Below are 23,387 nucleotides of genomic sequence, written 5' to 3'. Positions count from 1 at the left end.
ATATAAAACTTTACATAGACGAAACACCACCGCTCTAAACGATAGTGCACAACAGAATAATCAATCAAAACTGCACAACAGATATCTAAAACAGTAATTATCGAAAAGCATACAACAAATGGAACATTTCAATACAATTGGTTATATTCTTTTTTAAAGTTTTAAAATGTTGTTGCATGCTTCACTAATATTTTCTGCCTCATGTGCCTTTTAAAATTTACTTTTTAAAAGCTTTTTAAATATGAAGTGGTTTAGCAAATGTTGCCAAAGCTGCCTCACGCACGGCTTCTGATAAGGTAGGATGTGCATGGCAACAACGTCCCAGATCTTCTGATGAACCTCCAAATTCCATTAAAACTGCAATTTCATGGATCATTTCACCAGCACCAAATCCAAGAATATGCCCCCCTAATACCCGATCTGTTTTTTTATCAGAAAGGATTTTAACGAACCCATCACTCTTTTGCATTGCACGTGCACGACCATTGGCCATAAAAGGAAATTTGCCAACATTATATTCAATACCAGCAGTTTTTAGCTCTTCTTCTGTCCTTCCTACACTCGCAATTTCCGGCTGTGTATAAACAACACTAGGAATAACATCAAAATTAACATGCCCTTTTTGACCTGCCAAAATTTCTGCCACAGCAACGCCTTCTTCCTCTGCTTTATGTGCTAGCATTGGTCCTTTTACGACATCACCAATCGCATAAATTCCTGGAACATTCGTCTGCCAATGAGCATCAATTGCAATAAATCCGCGTTCATCTAACTGAACACCAGCCTCTTGTAATCCAAGCCCCTCTGTATAAGGAGAACGTCCAGTAGCAATAAGCACAACATCAGCCTCTAAAGTTTCAGATTCACCACCTTTGACAGATTCAAAGCTCACCTGAGCAGTTGAGCCAGATTGTGTAACAGCTGTTACCTTTGCACCCGTTTTATATTCAATCCCCTGTTTTTCCATTAATTTCTGAAATTGCCGTGAAACTTCACCATCCATTGAGCCCAAAACTTTATTAAGATACTCAATAATGGTCACTTTAGCACCTAAACGGCTCCAAACTGATCCAAGTTCTGAACCAATGACACCAGCACCTACTACAATCATATGCGTTGGTACTTTTTCAAGTGAAAGAGCTCCCGTAGAAGAAACAATAGTCTTTTCATCAATTTCAACATTCACCCCTGGAATGCCTGAACTCTCTGAACCGGTAGCAATAATAATATTTTTTGTCTCAATTGTTTGTTTATTACCATCTCTGGCAACAACTTCCACATGACCCGCACTCAAAATTTTGGCTGTCCCAAAAAAAGTATCAACTTTATTTTTTTTCATCAAAAAAGAAACACCACTCGTATTGGCTGTCACCACAGCTTTCTTATGAACCATCATTTGTTCAAGATTAAGCTTAGATTTACCAATAGAAATACCAAGCGTTTCAAAACCATGCTGGGTTTCAGAAAACACTTCTGAAGCATGCAGCAACGCTTTAGAAGGAATACAACCAACGTTGAGACATGTTCCTCCTAATGTTGTACGCTTTTCAATAATTGCTACTTTAAGTCCCAGTTGCGCCGCTTTTATTGCTGCTACATAACCACCTGGACCCGCTCCGATCACAGCCACATCATAAGACATCCGTTTCTCCTTTCATCCTGAAAACTGTATTTTACAAATCAAGAACAAGGCGTTCCGGATCTTCTAAGCTTTCCTTAACACGCACAAGGAAAGTCACAGCTTCTTGCCCATCCACAATACGGTGATCATAAGAAAGCGCTAAATACATCATGGGGCGGATCACAACTTGACCCTCAACAACCATTGCTCGCTCTTTAATCGCATGCATTCCCAAAATACCAGATTGTGGTGCATTCAAAATCGGTGTTGACATCAACGATCCATACACACCACCATTGGTAATGGTAAAAGTTCCGCCCTGCATATCAGAAACGGCTAATTTTCCATCACGCGCAAGACGCCCCAAACGACCAATCTCTTTTTCAATCTCTGCCAATGACATTTGATCTGCATCTCGCACCACTGGAACAACAAGCCCTTTATCCGTTCCAACAGCAATTCCAACATTGACATAGTTTTTGTAAACAATATCTGTCCCATCAATCTCTGCATTAACAGCAGGAAGTTCTTTTAATGCATGACAAACAGCCTTGGTAAAAAAACCCATAAAACCAAGCTTAACACCATGTTTCTTTTCAAAAAGATCCTTATAACGCTTGCGCAAATCCATCACCGCTGACATATCAACCTCATTAAATGTGGTTAACATTGCTGCTACATTTTGTGCATCTTTAAGACGGCGAGCAATTGTTTGACGCAATTTCGTCATACGAACCCGCTCTTCACGTGTTTCTTGGACAGGAGGTGCCGAAGAACTCATCGCAGAAGAAGAGGGTGTAGGAGCATTTGTACTTTGTTTTAATCCACCAAGAACATCTTCTTTAAGAATTTGTCCACGTTTTCCAGAACCTGAAATATCGCTTTTTGCAACATTATTTTCAGCCATCAATTTTGCTGCTGAAGGAGAAGGAGGCATTGCACTGCTCAAAGCAGGCTTCTTCGATTCAGATGAAGCCGCTGGAACAAGTGTAGCAGAAGGTGAAAGTGATTGGGAGATACCAGCTTCTCCAGCTTTCACCACTCCTAAAAGAGCATTTACTTCAACCGTATCGCCTTCTTTTGCAATGATTTCAGATAATTTCCCAGCAACAGGAGAAGGAACTTCAACGGTTACCTTATCAGTTTCTAATTCAACCAAAGGCTCATCCATAGCGACAGCTTCGCCAAGTTTTTTAAACCATTTGCCAACCGTTGCTTCGGTAACCGATTCGCCCAAAGTAGGAACACGAATTTCAGTAGTCATAATATTTTTCCATACATCAGAGTAGTAATAAATTAAGAACCTAACGCGTCTTTAAGAAACGCAGCCAGTTGTTCAAGGTGTTTCACCATTAACCCAGAGGCCGGTGACGCACTCGCAGGACGTCCTGCATAACGAGCACGTGAATATTGCGCATTAATATGCGTCAAAACCCATTCCAAATAAGGCTCAATAAATGACCAAGCCCCCATGTTTTTTGGTTCCTCTTGGCACCAAAAAACTTCCGCCTGCAAAAAGCGCGATAATACATTCACCAAAACTTTTGCAGGGAAAGGATAAAGCTGTTCAACACGAAGGAGGTAAACATCATCAATACCCCTTTTTTCACGTTCTTCATAAAGGTCGTAATAAACCTTACCAGTACAAAGAACGACACGGCGAATCTTATTATCTTTTTGCAACTTAATGACAGAATCTCTGAGACATTCTGCATCATCAAGCAACACACGACAAAAACTTGTTTCTGGCCCCATTTCATTGAGAAAAGAAACAGCTCTCTTATGACGTAAAAGTGATTTCGGTGTCATCAAAATCAATGGCTTCCGGAAATCACGCTTAATTTGTCGACGCAAAATATGAAAATAATTTGCAGGGGTTGTACAATTAGCAACCTGCATATTATCTTCCGCACAAAGTTGAAGAAACCGTTCTAAACGTGCAGAAGAATGCTCCGGCCCTTGCCCTTCAAAACCATGAGGCAATAAACACACAAGACCAGACATACGAAGCCACTTACGCTCTGCGGATGAAATAAATTGATCAAAAATGACCTGTGCACCATTAGAGAAATCACCAAATTGTGCTTCCCAAAGTGTTAATCCTCGTGGTTCAGCAAGAGAATATCCATATTCAAAACCAAGAACAGCTTCTTCAGAAAGCATAGAATTAACAACGTCATAAAGCGCTTGCCCCTTTTGTAAATGATTCAAAGGAATATAACGCGCCTCATTTTCTTGGTCATAAAGAACTGAATGACGTTGTGAAAAAGTTCCCCGTTCAACATCTTCACCGGAAAGACGAACCGGTGCACCTTCCAAACAAAGTGAACCAAAAGCTAAAGCTTCAGCGGTTGCCCAGTCAACACCCTCACCGGTTTCAAAAATTTTAGCACGATTATTTAAAAAACGTTGAATGGTTTTGTGAACGTGAAAATTCGCCGGAATTTCAACAATTTTCTGACCAATTTCCTTTAAAGTTTTTACTTCAACACCGGTTGCTCTAGAATGCTGCTCATCAGAACTACTAAAAGCTTTGAGTCCCGTCCAGCTTCCATCAAGCCAATCAGCCTTATTAGGCTTATAAGAAGCACTCGCTTCAAGTTCACCTTCAAGCTTATCGCGCCATAATTTTTTTTGTTGCTCAATCTCTTCTGAAGAAATCATTCCTTCTGCTACCAATTGGTCACTATAAAGTTGAAGTGTTGTTTTATGATTACGAATTGCTTTATACATAAGCGGCTGCGTAAAGGAAGGTTCATCACCTTCATTATGCCCATAACGGCGATAACAAAACATATCAATAACCACTGGTTTATGGAAAATTTGGCGAAACTCTGTTGCTATTTTGGCAACAAAAACAACCGCCTCAGGATCATCACCATTCACATGGAAAATTGGTGCATCAATCATTTTTGCGACATCTGATGGATAAGGCGAAGAACGTGAAAAACGTGGAGATGTTGTAAAACCAATCTGGTTATTGATAATAACATGAAGTGAGCCTGCAACACGATAACCTTTAAGACCTGAAAGACCAAAAGTTTCTTGGATAACGCCTTGTCCTGCAAAAGCGGCATCACCATGAATAAGCAATGGCATCACTTTTGAACGCTCACTTAATGGGAGTAAATCAGTATGCGCAGGTCCCATAAGTTGATCTTGTTTAGCACGTGCTTTTCCCATGACAACCGGATCAACAATCTCAAGATGAGATGGATTGGCTAACAGCGATAAATGAACTTTTTTACCATCAAAGTCCAGATCAGCGGTAGTTCCCAAATGATATTTGACATCACCGGATCCCTCCACATCATCAGGCTTGTAAGATCCCCCTTTGAATTCATGAAAAATAGCCCTATGCGGTTTGGCAAGAACTTGTGAAAGAACATTTAAACGACCACGATGTGCCATTCCTAAAATAACTTCCCTAACCCCCAAAGCACTACCACATTTGATAATCTGTTCAAGAGCGGGAATCAGCGCCTCACCACCATCGAGTCCAAAACGCTTTGTACCTTTATATTTAGTGTCTAAAAACTGTTCGAATCCCTCTGCCTGAATAAGCTTATTCAGAATAGCTTTCTTGTCTTGTTGTGTGAAAGAATTTTTTTTATCTCGCCCTTCAATGCGTTCTTGAAGCCATACTTTCTGAACCGGATCAGAAACATGCATATATTCCACACCGATTGTTGAACAATAGGTACGATTGAGAATCTCAAGCATTTGCGGAATAGTTGCATATTCCAACCCTAAAACATTATCAATAAAAATGGGACGCTCGTAATCAGCTGGAGTAAAACCATAAGCTTCTGGAGAAAGTTCCTTATAATCTTCTTGTTTTTCGGCCAATTGAAGAGGGTCAAGTTGCGCATGAAGATGTCCCCGTTCTCGAAACGCACGAATCATCATAATTGCATGAACGGAATCACGTGTTGCACGAATAATATCTTGTTCACTGGAAGTTTTTCCCTTTTGTGCAGCACCTGTTATTGCTTTTTCCTTTAATTTATCGCCAAAATATTTTTCAAGAGAAGACCAATCACCATCAAGAGCAGAAATCAATTCACCCTCTGCTTTTAATGGCCAATGATCACGCTGCCATGTTGCTCCTTCAGCATTTTTAAGAACATCTTCTTTATTATCATGAAGTCCTTCAAAAAAAGCACGCCACTGTGAATCAACACTGGTAGGATCTTTTTCATATTGAGCATAAAGTTGATCTATATAATCCGCATTCCCACCATAAAGAAATGATGTCTGTGCAAAAAGGCTATTTATTTCGTCCTGCCTTGCCATATACTTCTCCGGAACATTTATTCCGTCTCCTTATATCTCTTTTTGACCTTTAAATGCTTACAAACAAGCAGTGATTCGAACATTCAAAAAAGTTTTACCTTTTTATACTCAAGCTTTTTCACCTGAATCTAAGAACCTTTTCTTATTCAGGTGAAACTTTCTTTTAGCCTTTCAAAACTGACATCAAAGTCTTACCTATCTGTGATGGCGAAGAAGATACACGAATCCCTGCTGATTCCATTGCCGCAATTTTATCTTCTGCTCCACCTTTACCACCAGAAATAACAGCACCAGCATGTCCCATTGTCCGTCCTGGAGGAGCCGTACGGCCAGCAATAAAGCCAACAACTGGCTTTTTACGACCTTTTCTTGCTTCATCTTGCAAAAACTGTGCTGCTTCTTCTTCAGCAGAACCACCAATCTCACCAATCATAACAATAGACTCGGTTTCATCATCCGCTAAAAACATTTCCAACACATCAATAAATTCAGTGCCCTTAACAGGATCGCCACCAATCCCTATAGCAGTTGTTTGTCCGAGACCTTCCTGACTCGTTTGAAAAACGGCTTCATAAGTTAAAGTTCCCGACCTCGAGACAACCCCAACAGAACCTTTTCTAAAAATAGAACCAGGCATAATACCAATTTTACATTCATTTGGTGTAAGAATACCGGGACAATTAGGACCAATAAGACGAGACTTTGAGTTTTCTAATCGCGCCTTCACTTTAACCATATCCATAACGGGAATACCTTCCGTAATACAGATAATTAAACGAACTTCAGCTTCTATAGCCTCTATAATAGCTGCAGCAGCCCCTGCAGGAGGAACATAAATAACGGAAGCATCTGCACCTGTTTTTTCTTTTGCTTCTGCAACATTAGCGAAAATAGGAAGAGTTTCGCCTTCTGAACCTTCCCATGTTTCTCCACCCTTTTTAGGATTAACGCCACCAACCATTTGCGTACCATGATAAGCAAGCGCCTGTTCTGTATGAAACGTTCCTGTTTTTCCTGTAAGCCCTTGAACTAGAACTTTTGTCTCTTTATTCACAAGAATTGACATAGCTTAAGCTCCCTTCACGGCTGCAACAATTTTTTGGGCAGCATCATCTAAATCATCAGCAGGAATAACATTCAAACCACTCTCATTGATAATTGCTTTACCTTGCTCAACATTAGTACCTTCAAGACGAACAACCAAGGGAACCTTTAAACCAACCTCACGAACAGCAGCAACCACACCTTCAGCAATGACATCACAACGCATAATACCACCAAAAATGTTAACCAAAATGCCCTTAACATTTGGATCGGCCGTAATAATTTTAAAAGCAGCTGTCACCTTTTCTTTTGATGCTCCACCACCAACATCCAAAAAATTCGCTGGCTCTGCTCCATAAAGCTTAATGATATCCATTGTTGCCATAGCAAGCCCAGCACCATTAACCATGCAACCAATCGTACCCTCAAGAGCAACATAAGCAAGATCATGCTTTGATGCTTCTATTTCCTTTGGATCTTCTTCTGAAAGATCGCGCAATTCTAAAATATCTGGATGACGAAACAGAGCATTATTATCAAAAGAAACTTTCGCATCAAGAACACGCAAGTGACCATCTTTCATCACAATAAGCGGATTGATTTCTAAAAGGCTCATATCTTTTTCACAAAATGCCTTATAGAGAATCGGAAAAAGCTTTTCACCATCTTCTCGCGCACTACTTTGTAGTTTCAACGCATCACAAAGTCTTGCACAATCAGCAGAAGTAACACCCTCTACAGCATCAATGGGAAGCGTGAATATTTTTTCTGGTGTCTCTTCAGCAACCGTTTCAATATCCATTCCACCTTCTGTTGAAACAACAAAAGCAATTCGACCAACGCTACGATCAACCAAAAGTGAAAGATAAAGCTCCCGTTCAATATCGGCACCATCTTCAATATAAAGGCGGTTGACCTGCTTACCCTCTGGACCAGTTTGTTTGGTTACCAAAGTTTTTCCAAGCATTTCTTGAACATTTGCAACAACTTCTTCAACAGATTGTGCAAGCCGAACACCACCCTTTGCATCAGGACCAAGCTCTTTAAACTTACCCTTACCACGACCACCAGCGTGTATCTGACTTTTAACCACATAGAGAGGTCCGGGCAATTTTTCCGCCCATTTTTCAGCTTGCTCTACAGAATAAACAGCGACACCATTTGCAATTGGTGCTCCATATTCATGAAGCAGACGTTTGGCCTGATACTCATGGATATTCATGCATTTGTCCTTTTCTTTTATGGATCTTATTAATCCTAAAGTTTTAACATTCTAAATACTTATTTTAATGAATTAAATCTTGTTCAATTTACTTGAGACTAGGTACAAGAGCAATACAAGCTTCACAAAGCTTTTTAACCGCATTTACTGAATGATCAAAAGCACCTCTTTCTTCTTTATCAAGATCAATTTCAATGACTCGTTCAACACCACCTGCACCAAGTACAACAGGTACCCCAACATAGGTATCATTAACCCCATATTCTCCTGAAAGATAAGCTGCAACAGGCACAACACGCTTAGTATCCTTTAGGTAGGCCTCAGCCATAGAAACAGCAGAAGCTGCTGGTGCATAATAAGCAGAACCTGTTTTTAACAAACCAACAATTTCTGCACCGCCATCACGGGTACGCTGGATAATTTGATCAATTCTTCCCTGTGTTGTCCAGCCCATCTTTATAAGATCAGGCAAAGAAATACCACCAACCGTTGAATAACGCACGAGAGGAACCATTGTATCACCGTGGCCCCCTAAAACAAACGCTGTCACATCTTTAATAGAGACCTTAAATTCCTCAGATAAGAAATGACGAAAACGCGCTGAATCAAGAACACCAGCCATACCAACCACTTTATGTGTAGGGAGACCTGAAAATTTCTGCAATGCCCACACCATCGCATCAAGGGGATTGGTAATACAAATAACAAACGCTGAAGAAGCGTATTTTTTAATTCCAGCTCCAACTTGTTCCATAACCTTTAAATTAATGCCCAAAAGTTCATCACGACTCATACCAGGTTTTCGCGCAACGCCTGCTGTTACAATAACAACATCAGCACCTTCAATTGCTTCATAAGCATTAGCACCTTTTAGACTGATATCAAAACCATCAACAGGAGAAGATTCGGCTATATCTAGAGCCTTACCTTGTGGCACACCTTCTGTAATATCAAATAAGACCACATCAGCAAGCTCTTTAAGCCCAATAATATGTGCTAAAGTACCACCAATCATACCTGAACCAATGAGAGCTATTTTTTTCCGTGCCATTTTATTTTTTCCTAACTTTTAGATAATTCAGCGCACACCCAATCAACGTCCGTATACTGAATATTTTTGACTTCAACCATATTCAAACAATATCATAAAAAGGAGTAAAGAAATGAAATTTACAAATTTCTCTCCTTACAGAAACAACAACCCTCCGCTGAAACAACTATTAGAAAATTATCACGATGTATCGATAAAGTGAATTTAAAAAAAAATACAACAGAATTATTATATTTCTTTAATTTCAAAAAGTTATTGTTTTGACAGTTTACGTAAAGGTAAAAGTATAATCAATGCTTCTTCTTCAAAAGAAAATGTTCTTCCCAAAGTTTTAAATAATCGTAGCTTTGCATTTCGAAAAGACGTGATTGTGTTCTTTGAAATTCAAATGTTTCCGTAATCTGCGCATGCCCTTTATACAAATCCCCTATCCCTGCGGCTGCCGACATAAACAACCGTATGTGGCGCTCATAAAGAATATCAATAAGCAAAATAAACCGTTTTGTTTCATTGCGACATGTATCATCCATGACCGGTACATTATCAATAAAAATCGTATGATAACGCTCCCCTAATAACAAATATTCAGCCGCGGCCAAAGGCTTTTCACATAAATCCCCATAATCAAAACGAGCACATCCTGCACCAAAGCGCGGAATAGGAATAATGCGCCCTTTTATAGAAAGCTCATCAGATGTCTCCTTATGTCCTTGCAATACAAGTGTCCATGCTTGATCCATATATTCATTTGCCGGGACCCCCAACGGCGACACATACATCTGTTGTAGATTTGATTTTTCAAGGCGATAATCTGTTTTTGCATCAAGATTAACAACACGAACATATGCTTTCAAAACTTGAATAAAAGGCAAAAAGAGCTCACGATTCAAACCGTTACAATAAAGGTTATCCGGCGCCACATTTGAAGTCGCAATAAAGAAAATTCCTTTATCAAACAGAGCAGAAATAAGCCGCCCCAATACCATAGCATCAGCAATATCCGTTACACTAAACTCATCAAAACAAAGTACTTTTGCTTCTCGTGCAAGATCCTCAGCAACAGCTAAAATAGGATTATCTTGTTTAAATTTTGCACACCCAGATGCTTGACGATAAAAATTAATACGCTCATGCACATCAGCCATAAAATCATTAAAATGGGCACGCTTTTTATGACCTTTAGGCAAACAAGAAAAGAACAAATCCATCAGCATGGTTTTGCCCCGTCCTACTTCACCATAAATATACAGTCCCTGAAAAAAACCTGTTTCATCTCCTTGTTTTACAACACAAGAAATATTTTGTTTTTTCCTTTTAAATATTCTGTTAAAGAAAGAGCAAAATATCCAAGGCAAAGGATGAGAGATATTTTGTTCCGCAATTTTCTTTAATAAATGATCAAAATATTCTGTTATAGCTAATTGAGCGGGATCAAAACAAACCTCTCCTTTAGCGACAAGCTCCTTATAACGTGTTGAAACGAGAATCATCCAAAAAACCTTTTTCAAACCGATCTCAATGAAAAATACAAATACTTTTCAAGAATCTGTCCGTCTAGTTTAGTTTGTCATAAACGATCAAAAATGATTTAACGACTTAAAATAACGGGATGATCATCAAGTGTACGTCCCTCAAAACGATCAACATTTGAAGAATAAAGAACGAGGATAACACGTCCAGAGTTATTATAAAAATATAATCTTTTTCCTTTAACAGCCCACGATCTCACTTGGGAAGCAATTCCTGGACAGTGTAAAGGACCAGCACGGTACCCTTGTCCAAACTTTGTTTGTGGAGTTGCAATCCGGCAAACTTTTCCTCCCATAGAAAGATTCCACACCCCAGCAACACTTGCAGGAAATAAATCAGTAGCATTACTTGGCAATTCGAGACTAGCCATTCGTCCATCGCTCTGAGAATCTCCTTTTTCATACATCGGAGCGTTTGCATCTTCAGATATCGACGAAGAAGTAGACGACAGATCAGACGCTTCTAATATTGTCATTTGTTGAGATGGATAAAAAACTTCTAATGCGTTACCATCGTCATTACCATCAAACCGTGTTGTTGAACATCCCCCTAAAAACATTACAGTTGATAGTGCAACGAAAAACGAAACTTTTGAAAACGCCATGTCTGTACTCTCTCCCACGACAATAAATAAGTTCACAAAAAAATTAAGCGAATATTTGTTATAGTTACAAAGATAAATTAACAAATTAAAAAAAACAGGTTAAAATCACTTATTTTAAAAGAAATAATTTATGTGCCCAATTTTATATTTATTAAACACTAGAAATTTATAATATTTTCAGTCATATATCTTTTTATAAGTAATCATTAGAAATAGAGAAGTTTCATGAAAACGCCATTTAGCAAAATGGACGGTCTTGGAAATCAAATTATTGTTGTTGATATGCGTGAAAGCACATACGCTCTTACACCACAAGCAATCCTTGCTTTGTCGGCAGATCCTGAAATGCATTTTGATCAAATCATGGCTATCCACACACCAACCCAGAAAAAAACCGACTTCCGCATAGAAATATGGAATGCCGACGGATCAATGGCTAAAGCTTGTGGCAATGGTACCCGCTGTGTCATCGCATGGCTTAAAGATCACAATTTTGGTGAAAAATTTCATTTAGAAACTCCCGCTGGAATTATTGAAGGAAAATACCAAACCGATAATCTCATTTCTGTTGATATGGGATGCCCAAATTTCAATGCAAAAGAGATGCCTGTTTCACGTGAAATAGTTGATACCAATCACGTAGAAATTATCGCTGGTCCCCTAAAAGACGCTTGTCTCATATCCATTGGCAATCTCCATGCTATCTTTTTTGTTGAAAATGATATTCAACATATTCCATTAGAAAAATATGGGCCAAAACTTGAACATGATCCCCTGTTTCCCGAACGGTGCAATATTTCCATTGCTTGCATAACGTCAAAGAAAAGTCTAAATTTACGTACATGGGAGCGAGGGGCAGGATTAACACAAGCATGTGGGAGTGCTGCTTGTGCAAGTGCTGTGGCTGCTTATCGTCGTGGACTTACAGAGCGCCATGTTGATGTGAATTTACCAAAGGGAACACTTAATATTTTTTACCGAGAAGATGATCATATTATCATGACAGGACCAATAAAATATCAATTTAGTGGTTTTTTAAGCCCTTTAACAGGGTGCTACAAAAAGGATCACTCCTGATGGCAGTAGAAATTGTAACTTTTGGTTGTCGACTCAATAGTTACGAATCGGAAATAATTCGCAAAGAAAGCACTTCTTCAGGGCTAGACCAGCTTAAAGATGGTGCTATTATTTTTAATACCTGCGCTGTCACTGCCGAAGCCGTACGACAAGCAAAACAAGCTATCCGCAAAGCAAGACGTGAAAATCCTCATGCGCGTATCATTGTAACAGGGTGTGCAGCCCAAACAGAAGCACAAAATTTTGCCTCAATGACAGAAGTAGATCTTGTTTTAGGAAACGAAGATAAACTTCACGCTCATTCTTATCGTCAACTTCCTGATTTTGGTATTAATCATTCTGAAAAGGTGCATATCAATGACATTATGGAAGTACAAAAAATTGCTCCACATATGGTCAGTGCAATGCAAGAGCGCACCCGCGCTTTTGTACAGGTACAAAACGGATGCGATCACCGCTGTACATTTTGCATTATTCCTTATGGACGAGGACCATCTCGTTCAGTTCCCATGGGTGCTGTCATAGAACAAATTAAAAAGCTGATAGGTGGGGGTATCCAAGAAGTGGTCCTTACAGGTGTTGACCTTACAAGTTATGGCCACGATCTTCCTGGAAAAGCTACTCTAGGAAAATTAACTTCAGCTATTTTGCATCATGTCCCTGACTTAGCCCGATTACGCCTCTCATCTATTGACTCTATTGAAGCAGACGAAGAACTCATAAATCTTTTAGCTTATGAAACAAGAATCATGCCCCATTTGCATTTATCTTTGCAAGCAGGTGATAATATGATTTTAAAACGGATGAAACGGCGTCATCTGCGCGAACATGCCATTCAATTTTGCCAAGAATTGCGTGCCAAACGTTCTACAATGGTTTATGGTGCCGACTTAATTGCTGGTTTTCCTACAGAAACAGAAGAGATGTTTCAAAATAGTCTTGCCTTAATCAAAGATTGTAATTTAACCCATCTCCATGTCTTCCCCTTTAGTCCAAGAGAAGGAACACCTGCCGCACGTATGCCACAAATCAACCGTAAAATAGTTAAGCTGCGTGCTGAAAAATTGCGTAAAGCAGGTGATATGGCTTACCAAAAGCATCTTGCTCATTTACAAAACAGTCTACAAACAATTCTCGTTGAAAAAGATGAAATCGGACGAACAGAAGATTATACTCTTGTACAAGTTAAAGGTGCAAAAGCAGGAACAATTGTTCAAGCCCTTATCGTTGATCATGATGGCGATAAATTGATTGCTGTCCCTCCAAAATTAAACGCTGCTTGAGCAGGAGAATTCTTATGACTAAATCTTTTATAAAAAAAATATTCTCTTTTAACAAATCTCAAGAGCAAGAAATTGAACAACAGATTTCTATTCCTGATAAAAGCGATATAATAGAAGAAAATAAAGACAAAAATGAAAAGACAAAAAATAATCAAATCTCTATAAACACAGAAAAAGAAGAACAAACAAAAAATCCAGAGTCAATACTTACAAAATATGATGAAAAATCTCCATTTCTAGAATCCCATTCTGATAAAATTCCCTTTTCTGGTAAAATTATTGTCACAAACAACATCCGTGAAAAAAAGAATGAAGAAATTTTATCTGAACCTTCTGTTGAACAAAAAAAGACAGCGTGGTTTGGGCGCCTTAAAAAAGGCCTATCCCTTTCTTCACAACGCCTAAGCGGATCAATTGGCGATCTCTTTGTTAAAAGAAAACTTGATGAAGATACACTGCAAGAGCTCGAAGATATTCTTATCCAAGCTGACATAGGTGTAGAGACGGCAACACGCATCACAAATACTTTAGCTTCCAGTCGTTACGGAAAAAACCTCTCCCCAGATGATATTCATACTATTGTAGCTGATGAGGTCAAAAAAGTTCTGGAACCTGTTGCAATACCATTAGAACTTGATCTCAGCCATAAACCTCATGTTATTTTGCTGGTAGGTGTAAATGGCACTGGAAAAACGACAACTATTGGAAAACTTTCAGCCAAATTAACAGAAGGGGGATTAAAAGTTATGCTGGCAGCAGGTGATACTTTCCGAGCCGCTGCTATTGAGCAACTACACATTTGGGGTGAACGTACCAATTCTCCTGTTATTTCGACAAAATTGGGTGCAGATGCCGCCAGCTTAGCATTTGATGCTTATGAAAAAGCAAAAAAACAAACAGTGATGTATTAATTATTGATACAGCAGGGCGTTTACAAAATAAATCTGAATTAATGGATGAGTTGGCAAAAATTATTCGTGTTTTAAAAAAACACACCCCCCAAGCACCCCACACAATCCTTCAAACTCTTGATGCAACAACCGGACAAAATGCACTCAACCAAGTGGACATTTTCAGTGATATTGCTGGTGTTAATGGTTTAGTTATGACAAAGCTAGATGGGACTGCACGAGGAGGAATTCTTGTCGCTATCGCAGCAAAATATAAATTACCCGTTTATTTTATCGGTATAGGAGAAGATATTGAAGACCTTCAACCCTTTTCTGCTTCTGACTTTGCCGAAACTATTGCAGGAAAACACGCATGAAACAGCCTTTATCTAATCTTAATTTACACAATAATTCTGAAAAAAAGATGAATAACAATAAAAAAATTTCTCTCTCACCAACACTTAAGTTTCTTTTGGAAATGGGTCCATTGGTTGCCTTCTTTTTTGCCAATTATAAGGGAGAATGGCTGATAAAAAACATTGGATTTTTTCAAAATTTTAGTAAGCCTATTTTCCCTGCAACAGCTATTTTTATGGTGGCTATTATTATTTCCCTAAGCTTATCATGGATCCTTGCAAGACAAATTCCTATTATGCCTCTTATTTCAGGAATATTTGTTTTAGTTTTTGGCTTTCTAACTCTCTGGCTTCATAATGAAACTTTCATAAAAATGAAACCAACAATCATTAATAGCTTATTTGCTTTTATACTTTTTGGAGGGATGTTTTTTAAAAAACCACTTTTACGTTATGCTCTTGATTCTACCTTAAAACTTGATGATTTAGGTTGGCAAAAACTTACCTATCGTTGGGCGTTTTTTTCATTTTTCTTGCCATTTTGAATGAAATAATTTGGCGTAATTTTAGCGATAATTTCTGGACAAGTTTCAAAGTATTTGGCGTCATGCCTATAACAGTCCTTTTCATGCTTACCCAAATGCCTATAATTATAAAACATTCAAAAGGACTTTTTACAGAAGAGGACAAATCTGATTCTTAAAAAAATCATCACTACCGATTATTTTATAGATTCATCGCCAAACACTGTTCGGGAGAAAAAATATGTTGATTGAACAGTTTATTTGTCGAGAAGACAATTTCGGTGTACTCCTTCATGATGAAAAAAGTGGTATGACAGCTGCAATAGATGCTCCTGAAGGCAAAGCGATTCACAATGCCTTAAAGCGCCACAATTGGACACTTAACACTATTTTTGTAACTCATCATCATCACGACCATGTAGAAGCCCTATCAGAATTAAAACAAGTTTACAACGCTACGGTTATCGGACCAGAAGCAGAAAAAGAAAAGATCAATCATCTTGATAAAACACTTCAACCTGATGAAAGTTTTTCTTTTGGCTCACTCCTTCTTTTAGCTCTTTCAACACCTGGTCATACTCTAGGCGCATTATCTTACTATTTTCCTGAAAAGAATTTACTCTTTGCTGGAGATACACTTTTTTCATTGGGCTGTGGACGTCTTTTCGAAGGAAAACCAGCACAAATGCTGAATTCTTTAAAAAAACTTCGTAAACTTCCTGATGAAACACTTCTCTATTGTGGACACGAATATACAAAAAATAACGCTCTTTTCGCACTAACAATTGACCCACATAATAAAAAACTCCACCAAAGAATAGAGGAAGTTTTTTTGCTACGTGCAAAAAACGCTATGACTTTACCAGTAACCTTAGGGCAAGAAAAAGCCACCAATCCCTTTCTCCGCTGGGATGATAGTGTATTGCGAAAGAACCTTGTAATGGAAGAAAAAACAGATGAAGAAGTTTTTGCTGAAGTTCGAAGAAGAAAGGACAATTTTTAACCATGCGTAAGTTCGTATTACGTTTGTTCCTGCTTTTTCTTTTCGTGATACATATTCAACAAACAATGGCAGAGGAAAAGGAAACAGATAATTCTTCTCTTATAGCACCTCTCATTGCAAATTATCCCTTAACAGAAGATTTTCTTTTAAAGCTGGAAAAAATTGAAAAAGAATGTAAAAACTTACTTCCAGAAACAAAAAATAATCTTATAACTTATGATTCTAGTATCCACTCTAGTATTGAAAACTACACTACCTATATTTCTAGTAAACCAAAACTTGTGAATATTTTAAAAGAAAATAATATAACACCGAAAGATTTTGCTGCGGGAACCTCAGCACTTAAAGAAATATCAGCGCTTATCATATTTGTACCTGAAAAGGAATATTCTACTGAGAAAAATACTATATTTCTAAACAATCTTGAATTTGTTAAAAAACATTTTTACAAAGCAACAATTCTTTTAAATAGCTGTGAAAAACTCATTTTGAGCAACTAATCAGCTATGAGACATTAAAAAATATTATCCCATTAATCTAATAAAAAAGTACGTGCATTAAAAAAACACCGTGTTTTTACCATTCCTAATAATTGTTTTTATTTCGATTATATTTACAAATGTTTTTCTAAAAATAAAGAATAACAGACGGAAAAATATTTATTGAAATTCAAAAAAGAAAGGATAATTTTTCGTCATGTTTAAACTTCTATTGTGTTTTTTCTTCATTTTTCCTTTTGTATCATACGCTCAAGAAAAAAAACAAGAAATAGATGATCCTTCTTTTATACCGCCTTTCATTGCAAATTATCCCTTAACAGAAGATATTCTTTTAAAGCTGGAAAAAATCAAAGCAGAATGTAGAAATTTATCTTCAGAACCAGAACAAACAAATACAAAAAGTGATCTCAGTACTTATGATGATAATATTGAAAAATACGCTTCCTATATTTTTAATAATCCAAAACTTGTAAATATTTTAAAAGAAAATAATATAACACCGAAAGATTTTGTTGTTGCTCACCTAGCACTTCAAGCGACATTGTATGTACTTACTGATGAAGAAAATTCTACTTATGAAAAAAACTCTTTACCTGCAAGAAATATAGAATTTGCTAAAGAGCATATGTATAGAATAATAAAAATTTTAAAAGATAACTGTTAAAAAAATCTTTTTAGAACAATTGATTAACTTTGTAAACGCCGACAAATTTCATCTAATTGTTCTAATGAAGAGTAATGTATTTTTAAATCTCCACCTTTTTTACCATGTCGAATAATAACTTTCATTCCTATCACATCTGCAAGTAATTTTTCTAAAGATTTTGTTTCAGCATCTTTCTCCGTATTGGTACGCTTTTTAGTTTTAGGATTAGCTTGCTCATATGCAAGTATTTCTGTTTGACGTACTGAAAGCCCTTCACGAATAATTTTCTCAGCTAAATTTTGTGGATCATCAACGGTTATAAGACAACGTGCATGACCTGCAGAAAGTTGTCCATCAGTTAAGAATTGTTGTACTTTTTCTGGAAGTTTTAACAAACGAAGCGTATTTGCAACATGACTACGACTTTTTCCTATAACTTGCGCTAAATCTACTTGCGTATAATCATGTTCATTTAGAAGCATCTCATATCCCTTTGCTTCTTCGATAGGATTAAGATCTGCACGTTGAACATTTTCAATAATTGCCAATTCCAAAGCCGTTTTATCGTCCACATCACGAATAATAACGGGTAATTGACTTAAATTTGCACGTTGTGCTGCACGCCAGCGCCGTTCACCCGCAATCAATTCAAACCGATGAGGATGATCTCTTAAAGGCCTCACAATAACCGGTTGAACCACACCGTGTTGACGAATTGATTGTGTCAAATTATCAAGCTCTGTTTCAGTAAAATGACGCCGAGGATTGTGAGGATTACATGAAATAGATTCAATAGAAATAAATCGCTCAGAAAGACTACCGGATTCATTTAATTTATCAAAGCTTGATGAACGTGCAATATTGTTGTTTAAATTGATATCTCCAATCAATGCCGCTAATCCACGTCCTAGTCTTTTTTTTGATAGATCATCGTTCATAATTTTGCTCTTTGAGTTTTCTTACAAAAAATTTTACATTTTTAAGCAGCAGCACGTGCTTGTTTTTCACGTTGAATCATTTCTGATGCTAGACGCAAATAAGCTTGGCTCCCAGCACATTTAAGATCATAAAGCAATACAGGTTTGCCAAAAGAAGGCGCTTCTGATACTCTTACATTTCGTGGAATAACAGTACGATAAACTTTATCTCCCATAAAAGAACGTACATCTTCAACAACTTGATTTGAAAGGTTATTACGTCCATCATACATTGTTAGAACAATACCTTGGATCTCTAAAGATGGATTAAGTACGGATCGCACTTGTTTTACTGTTTCAAGTAATTGACTTAAACCTTCAAGTGCTAAAAATTCACACTGCATAGGCACTAAAACAGAATCCGCAGCCCCCATAGCATTAAGTGTTAAAAGATTAAGGGAGGGAGGACAATCAATTAAAATATAATTGAATTTTTTTTCCATTTCCGGATCATCATAGAGAGCTTTACGTAAGCGTTGTATGCGATCTTTTGATGAAGAAATTTCCATTTCCACACCTAAGAGATCAAGTGTAGAGGGAACTATATAAAGATTGGGTACGGCTGTTTTTAAAGCCGCCTGTGTAATTGAAACGCCCGAAACCAAAACATCATAAGAAGATAAAGGACGGCTATTACGATCAATCCCTAAACCTGTACTAGCATTACCTTGTGGATCAACATCCATAATAAGGACATTTTCACCAATAGCCGCTAAAGCTGTAGCAAGATTAATTGCTGTGGTTGTTTTTCCGACTCCACCCTTTTGGTTTGCAATAGCGATAATTCGTGTTTCGCTCATTTTGCTCTACCCTCTATATGATCGAATATGAGAAATTTCCAAAATAACAGAATTTTCATCAACTTTACTTTTATGTTTTAACAGATCAAAGTGCCAATTGGCAGAGGCATTTTTTATTTCTGTAGCGTAATCCCGACCTTTTTGCAAAAGAGCTATTGTTTTTTCTGTTAATAAAGGAAAAATGAGTTGTAAAAGAGTATCAAGCGGCGCTAATCCCCGTGCTGTTATAATATCAGATATGGGAATTTTTTGATATATATCTTCAATTCTAGCGTGATAAACCGTTGCTGGAAGATTAAGTTGAGCAATAACTGTTCGCAAAAAAGCAACTTTTTTCCCATTACTTTCAACAAGATTAATATGTCCTGCTTTTTTTTCTTTCAAAAAGATAGCAATCACAATTGCAGGAAAACCTCCTCCTGATCCTAAATCACACCAATGTAAAGAATGAGCATACAAAGGAAAAATTTGTGCTGAATCTAGAATATGTCGTGTCCATAGATCTGGTATAGTTGTAGCAGATATCAAATTAATATGTGCATTCCACTGAAGTATTAAAGACTCAAACTGAATTAAATTTTCCATCGTTTCACGTGAAACAGAAGGAACAATATTTAATAATTGTTGATATTTTTTTTCTGTAGAAAAATTCATTAAGCTGTTTTAGCCTTTTCACGTCGTTGACGTTGAATATGTGTAATAATAAGCGATAACGCGGCGGGTGTCATGCCATCAATTTTTTGTGCATCAGCAATTGAACGCGGCGACACTTCTTGAATTTTTGATTTAAGTTCATTTGAAAGACCTGAAATTGCCTGAACATCGAGAGAAGAAGGAATTTCTAAACGCTCATCTCTCTGAAGAGAGGCAATATCTTGTGCTTGTTTATCTAAATAAACCGCATATTGTGCTTCAATTTCTAAAGATTCTGCTGTTTTAGAATCAATTGTTTTTAATTGTGGCCAAAAATCTGAAAGACGCTCTAAGGTCATATGAGGATAAGCAAGAAAATCATAAGCCGAACGCCGAATTCCATCATGATTAACATGTAATCCATGAGCAGAAGCTTCATTGGGTGTTAAAAAAAGATTTTGACATATTGATCGTGCTTGATCAAGCCGTTGTTGTTTTTTCTGATAACATTCCCAACGTATTTTACTCACAATACCCCATTTTTGTGCCAAAGGTGTTAAACGCGTATCAGCATTATCAGATCGTAAAGATAAACGAAATTCAGCACGTGATGTAAACATCCTATAAGGTTCACAAACACCACGTGAAACCAAATCATCAATCATAACACCAATATAAGCAGTAGAACGACTTATAAGTATTTCATCTAATTTACCTACTTTACGTGCAGCATTTAATCCAGCTAAAAGTCCTTGTGCTGCTGCTTCTTCATATCCTGTTGTACCATTAATTTGGCCTGCTAAGAACAAACCCGGTAAAGAACGTAATTCTAAGTTTCTCGTTAATTGTTGTGGATTAACAAAATCATATTCAATAGCATAACCAGGTTGCAAAACTATAGCATTTTCCAATCCTTCAATGGTTTTCAATAGAGAAATTTGTACATCTTCAGGAAGAGAAGTAGAAAGACCATTTGGATAAACAGTATCATCATTTAATCCTTCTGGTTCCAGAAAGATCTGATGTCCATCACGTTCTCCAAATTTAACAATTTTATCTTCAACAGAAGGACAATAACGTGGTCCTAACCCTTCAATATTTCCAGAATATAAAGCAGAGCGATAAATATTCTCGCGAATAATTTGATGTGTTTTCTCATTTGTACGTGTTATTGCACATTCAATTTGTGGTTGTTCAATTTTCTCTGTTAAAAGAGAAAAGGGTATGGGATTTTCATCTGCTTGTTGTTTTTGGAGAGCTTCCCAAGCAATTGTTTTTTTACTCAAACGAGCAGGGGTTCCTGTTTTTAATCGTCCAAGTTTTATATGATATTTTTTCAAATGTTCAGCAAGTTTTACACTTGACTGATCTCCCATACGACCAGCAGCCCATGTTTTATTACCAATATGAATAAAGCCATTTAAAAACGTACCTGTTGTTAAAACAACAGCACCAGAAAAAATTGTTCCTTGTTTTTTTAAAATAACACCTGATACACAATTATCTTTAACAACCAGATCAATAACTTCATCCTCAATAAGAGTAAGATTTTCTTGTTCTTTTAATAATTTTTGAATTGCTTTTTTATAAAGTTGTCTATCTGCCTGTGTTCGTGGTCCTCTTACTGCCGGTCCTTTACGTCTATTAAGTAGTCTAAACTGAATTCCAGCAGCATCTGCTGCTCTTCCCATAAGACCATCTAACGCATCTATTTCACGAACTAGATGCCCTTTTCCAAGTCCACCAATAGCAGGATTACACGACATTGTTCCCAGTGCTGATATTTTATGTGTAACAAGCGCTGTTTTGGCTCCTACACGTGCTGAAGCTGAAGCCGCTTCACAGCCAGCATGACCACCACCAACAATAACAACATCATATGATTGCATTTAATTCATTCCGTAGAAAATATTCTAAGGTTTCACGTGAAACAGGATATAAATTACATAATCTTTATAATCTGTCTATGAAATAATCAATGTTTCACGTGAATCATTATTTACCAACACAAAATTCTGAAAAAATAATATCAAGCAAATCTTCAACATCAATATCTCCTGTAATTTTCCCAAGAAAATCACTTGCACAACGGAGATGTTCTGCACGTAAACTGAGATCAAGAGAATGATAATTAAGAGAAAATTCAATCTCTTTAACAGCCTGCTTTAATAATTGAAGTTGCCTTTTACGTGCTGGAACAATATTTCCAATTTTAGAAGCACGATAATGACAAAATGATTCAAGTTCTTTTATAAAATAATCAAAATTTAAACCAGTTAATGCGGAAAATTGTATAGACCAACGCTGATCATTTTTTTCATAAAGATCAAGCTTATTGCCAACACACCATATTTCAGCCGATGTTTCTGGTAAATCAACTTGCTTAGGATTTCTTATATCATAAACCAAAATAACCAAATCAGCTTCCCTAACATGCTGTTTAGCAATTTCTATTCCCATCTGTTCTATTTTATTTTCTGTTTTTCTAAAACCAGCAGTATCGGTTAAAAAAACAGGTAAACCACCAAGAATAATTCTCATTTCTAAAGCATCACGGGTTGTTCCTGCTTCTTCCGTTACAATAGCAACAGATCTTCCTGAAAGACGATTCATAATGCTTGATTTTCCAGAATTTGGAGCACCAGCAATAACAATTTTTAATCCATCACGTAAAATACTCGCACGTTCTCCTTCAGTAATATATTCCCGAATAGAAGTACAAAGATCCTGAACATCTTTCCAAACTTTATCAGATATTGCGTTGGGAATATCTGCTTCATCAACAAAATCAAGTTCTGCCTCAATAAAAGCACGCGCCTTCATAAGCTTATGACGCCAATCACGATAAAGCGTCGTTAAATGTCCACTTGTACCCATAACAGCTAAACGCCGTTGGCTTTCCGTTTCTGCTTCTATTAAATCAGCAAGACCTTCTGCTTGAACAAGATCTAATTTTCCTTCCATAAAAGCACGACGTGAAAATTCACCTGCTTCTGCAATACGGCATCCAGAAAATGTCGACAATTCATCGAGAAAACGATTAACGACTGCTTTTCCTCCATGTAAATGGAATTCTGCACAATCTTCCCCCGTAAAACTATGAGGAGCAGGAAAAAAACAGTTAAACCAGAATCTAAAAAACTACCATCACGAGCAGTAAGATTTCCATAATGCATAAAACGTGCTTTAGGTAAACGACCACAAAGCGTTTTAACTATATCCACAACATGAGGACCAGAAAGCCGAATGACTGCAACCCCTGAAGGTAACAATCCACTCGAAACAGCAAAGATTGTATCCACAGGTTTTATCCTAATAAAAACTTTAATG

The 23,387-nt window shown here is 37.3% G+C and carries 17 protein-coding genes and 3 pseudogenes; 7 read left to right on the top strand and 13 right to left on the bottom strand.

The window, feature by feature from the left end; translation table 11 throughout:
• Positions 1 to 235: 235 nt before the first annotated feature.
• The 8 genes from lpdA to ACFIMM_RS01990 all read right to left on the bottom strand — a co-directional run bounded on the left by lpdA (position 236) and on the right by ACFIMM_RS01990 (position 11,368).
• Positions 236 to 1,642: a dihydrolipoyl dehydrogenase gene (gene lpdA / locus ACFIMM_RS02025; RefSeq protein ID WP_375611323.1), complete on the bottom strand. Its 1,407-nt coding sequence runs from the start codon at positions 1,640 to 1,642 to the stop codon at positions 236 to 238.
• Between the two features lie 31 nt (positions 1,643 to 1,673).
• Complete coding sequence (gene odhB, locus ACFIMM_RS02020; protein WP_375682599.1) at positions 1,674 to 2,885, bottom strand: 2-oxoglutarate dehydrogenase complex dihydrolipoyllysine-residue succinyltransferase; 1,212 nt, start codon at positions 2,883 to 2,885, stop codon at positions 1,674 to 1,676.
• A gap of 32 nt (positions 2,886 to 2,917) precedes the next feature.
• A complete protein-coding gene (locus ACFIMM_RS02015) occupies positions 2,918 to 5,917 on the bottom strand; it encodes a 2-oxoglutarate dehydrogenase E1 component (protein WP_375628545.1) in 3,000 nt (999 codons plus the stop codon).
• 163 nt (positions 5,918 to 6,080) lie between these two features.
• Positions 6,081 to 6,983, bottom strand: a complete 903-nt coding sequence (gene sucD, locus ACFIMM_RS02010) for a succinate--CoA ligase subunit alpha (RefSeq protein ID WP_375628543.1) — start codon at positions 6,981 to 6,983, stop codon at positions 6,081 to 6,083.
• A gap of 3 nt (positions 6,984 to 6,986) precedes the next feature.
• Complete coding sequence (sucC, locus tag ACFIMM_RS02005) at positions 6,987 to 8,183, bottom strand: ADP-forming succinate--CoA ligase subunit beta (protein ID WP_375612755.1); 1,197 nt, start codon at positions 8,181 to 8,183, stop codon at positions 6,987 to 6,989.
• 88 nt (positions 8,184 to 8,271) lie between these two features.
• Positions 8,272 to 9,234 (bottom strand): malate dehydrogenase, encoded by a 963-nt coding sequence (gene mdh / locus ACFIMM_RS02000; RefSeq protein ID WP_375628541.1) that lies wholly within the window; start codon positions 9,232 to 9,234, stop codon positions 8,272 to 8,274.
• A gap of 290 nt (positions 9,235 to 9,524) precedes the next feature.
• Entirely contained in the window at positions 9,525 to 10,724 is a 1,200-nt protein-coding gene (gene zapE / locus ACFIMM_RS01995; RefSeq protein WP_375682598.1) for a cell division protein ZapE, read from the bottom strand.
• A 98-nt stretch (positions 10,725 to 10,822) separates the two neighbouring features.
• Positions 10,823 to 11,368: an AprI/Inh family metalloprotease inhibitor gene (locus ACFIMM_RS01990; RefSeq protein WP_375620904.1), complete on the bottom strand. Its 546-nt coding sequence runs from the start codon at positions 11,366 to 11,368 to the stop codon at positions 10,823 to 10,825.
• 225 nt (positions 11,369 to 11,593) lie between these two features.
• On the opposite strand from ACFIMM_RS01990, the gene dapF reads away from it, so the two are divergent.
• From dapF to ACFIMM_RS01955, 7 genes and pseudogenes are all read left to right on the top strand, one after another.
• A complete protein-coding gene (gene dapF, locus ACFIMM_RS01985; protein WP_375682597.1) occupies positions 11,594 to 12,445 on the top strand; it encodes a diaminopimelate epimerase in 852 nt (283 codons plus the stop codon).
• The gene (gene mtaB, locus ACFIMM_RS01980; RefSeq protein ID WP_375682596.1) at positions 12,445 to 13,728 is read left to right on the top strand and encodes a tRNA (N(6)-L-threonylcarbamoyladenosine(37)-C(2))-methylthiotransferase MtaB; all 1,284 of its coding nucleotides are present in this window, start codon (positions 12,445 to 12,447) and stop codon (positions 13,726 to 13,728) included. The genes dapF and mtaB overlap by 1 nt, the downstream gene beginning before the upstream one ends.
• 14 nt (positions 13,729 to 13,742) lie before the next feature.
• Positions 13,743 to 14,995 (top strand): annotated as a pseudogene (ftsY, locus tag ACFIMM_RS01975) (signal recognition particle-docking protein FtsY).
• 101 nt (positions 14,996 to 15,096) lie between these two features.
• A pseudogene (locus ACFIMM_RS01970) lies at positions 15,097 to 15,677 on the top strand (septation protein A).
• 62 nt (positions 15,678 to 15,739) lie between these two features.
• The gene (gloB, locus tag ACFIMM_RS01965; RefSeq protein WP_375628534.1) at positions 15,740 to 16,501 is read left to right on the top strand and encodes a hydroxyacylglutathione hydrolase; all 762 of its coding nucleotides are present in this window, start codon (positions 15,740 to 15,742) and stop codon (positions 16,499 to 16,501) included.
• Positions 16,502 to 16,566: 65 nt separating this feature from the next.
• A complete protein-coding gene (locus ACFIMM_RS01960; RefSeq protein WP_375682595.1) occupies positions 16,567 to 17,001 on the top strand; it encodes a hypothetical protein in 435 nt (144 codons plus the stop codon).
• Positions 17,002 to 17,197: 196 nt separating this feature from the next.
• Entirely contained in the window at positions 17,198 to 17,665 is a 468-nt protein-coding gene (locus ACFIMM_RS01955; protein WP_375611337.1) for a hypothetical protein, read from the top strand.
• Between the two features lie 23 nt (positions 17,666 to 17,688).
• Here ACFIMM_RS01955 and ACFIMM_RS01950 read toward each other — a convergent pair whose 3' ends face one another.
• From ACFIMM_RS01950 to mnmE, 5 genes and pseudogenes are all read right to left on the bottom strand, one after another.
• The gene (locus ACFIMM_RS01950; RefSeq protein WP_375612765.1) at positions 17,689 to 18,585 is read right to left on the bottom strand and encodes a ParB/RepB/Spo0J family partition protein; all 897 of its coding nucleotides are present in this window, start codon (positions 18,583 to 18,585) and stop codon (positions 17,689 to 17,691) included.
• Positions 18,586 to 18,626: 41 nt separating this feature from the next.
• Positions 18,627 to 19,424 carry a ParA family protein gene (locus tag ACFIMM_RS01945; protein ID WP_273790170.1) on the bottom strand — a complete coding sequence of 266 codons (798 nt, stop codon included), beginning with the start codon at positions 19,422 to 19,424 and terminating at the stop codon, positions 18,627 to 18,629.
• Between the two features lie 6 nt (positions 19,425 to 19,430).
• On the bottom strand, positions 19,431 to 20,078 hold the full coding sequence (gene rsmG / locus ACFIMM_RS01940; RefSeq protein ID WP_375611339.1) for a 16S rRNA (guanine(527)-N(7))-methyltransferase RsmG: 648 nt from the start codon (positions 20,076 to 20,078) through the stop codon (positions 19,431 to 19,433).
• Positions 20,078 to 21,946 carry a tRNA uridine-5-carboxymethylaminomethyl(34) synthesis enzyme MnmG gene (gene mnmG, locus ACFIMM_RS01935; protein WP_375639846.1) on the bottom strand — a complete coding sequence of 623 codons (1,869 nt, stop codon included), beginning with the start codon at positions 21,944 to 21,946 and terminating at the stop codon, positions 20,078 to 20,080. The genes rsmG and mnmG overlap by 1 nt, the downstream gene beginning before the upstream one ends.
• Before the next feature lie 106 nt (positions 21,947 to 22,052).
• Positions 22,053 to 23,359, bottom strand: a pseudogene (gene mnmE, locus ACFIMM_RS01930) (tRNA uridine-5-carboxymethylaminomethyl(34) synthesis GTPase MnmE).
• Positions 23,360 to 23,387: the final 28 nt, after the last annotated feature.

Source organism: Bartonella sp. AP258QHHD (assembly GCF_042196145.1).
Classification (GTDB): Bacteria; Pseudomonadota; Alphaproteobacteria; order Rhizobiales; family Rhizobiaceae; genus Bartonella.
The sequence above is the reverse complement of the archived record's forward strand: the minus strand, read 5'-3'. Positions and strand labels throughout refer to the sequence as shown.

Excerpts from the sequence above, each read along its gene's own strand:
- ACFIMM_RS02015 (WP_375628545.1), bottom strand. The coding sequence starts at position 5,917 with ATGGCAAGGCAGGACGAAATAAATAGCCTTTTTGCACAGACATCATTT.
- sucC (WP_375612755.1), bottom strand. The coding sequence starts at position 8,183 with ATGAATATCCATGAGTATCAGGCCAAACGTCTGCTTCATGAATATGGA.
- lpdA (WP_375611323.1), bottom strand. The coding sequence starts at position 1,642 with ATGTCTTATGATGTGGCTGTGATCGGAGCGGGTCCAGGTGGTTATGTA.
- zapE (WP_375682598.1), bottom strand. The coding sequence starts at position 10,724 with ATGATTCTCGTTTCAACACGTTATAAGGAGCTTGTCGCTAAAGGAGAG.
- ACFIMM_RS01960 (WP_375682595.1), top strand. The coding sequence starts at position 16,567 with ATGGCAGAGGAAAAGGAAACAGATAATTCTTCTCTTATAGCACCTCTC.
- ACFIMM_RS01955 (WP_375611337.1), top strand. The coding sequence starts at position 17,198 with ATGTTTAAACTTCTATTGTGTTTTTTCTTCATTTTTCCTTTTGTATCA.
- gloB (WP_375628534.1), top strand. The coding sequence starts at position 15,740 with ATGTTGATTGAACAGTTTATTTGTCGAGAAGACAATTTCGGTGTACTC.
- mdh (WP_375628541.1), bottom strand. The coding sequence starts at position 9,234 with ATGGCACGGAAAAAAATAGCTCTCATTGGTTCAGGTATGATTGGTGGT.
- ACFIMM_RS01990 (WP_375620904.1), bottom strand. The coding sequence starts at position 11,368 with ATGGCGTTTTCAAAAGTTTCGTTTTTCGTTGCACTATCAACTGTAATG.
- sucD (WP_375628543.1), bottom strand. The coding sequence starts at position 6,983 with ATGTCAATTCTTGTGAATAAAGAGACAAAAGTTCTAGTTCAAGGGCTT.
- mtaB (WP_375682596.1), top strand. The coding sequence starts at position 12,445 with ATGGCAGTAGAAATTGTAACTTTTGGTTGTCGACTCAATAGTTACGAA.
- rsmG (WP_375611339.1), bottom strand. The coding sequence starts at position 20,078 with ATGAATTTTTCTACAGAAAAAAAATATCAACAATTATTAAATATTGTT.
- dapF (WP_375682597.1), top strand. The coding sequence starts at position 11,594 with ATGAAAACGCCATTTAGCAAAATGGACGGTCTTGGAAATCAAATTATT.
- mnmG (WP_375639846.1), bottom strand. The coding sequence starts at position 21,946 with ATGCAATCATATGATGTTGTTATTGTTGGTGGTGGTCATGCTGGCTGT.
- odhB (WP_375682599.1), bottom strand. The coding sequence starts at position 2,885 with ATGACTACTGAAATTCGTGTTCCTACTTTGGGCGAATCGGTTACCGAA.
- ACFIMM_RS01950 (WP_375612765.1), bottom strand. The coding sequence starts at position 18,585 with ATGAACGATGATCTATCAAAAAAAAGACTAGGACGTGGATTAGCGGCA.
- ACFIMM_RS01945 (WP_273790170.1), bottom strand. The coding sequence starts at position 19,424 with ATGAGCGAAACACGAATTATCGCTATTGCAAACCAAAAGGGTGGAGTC.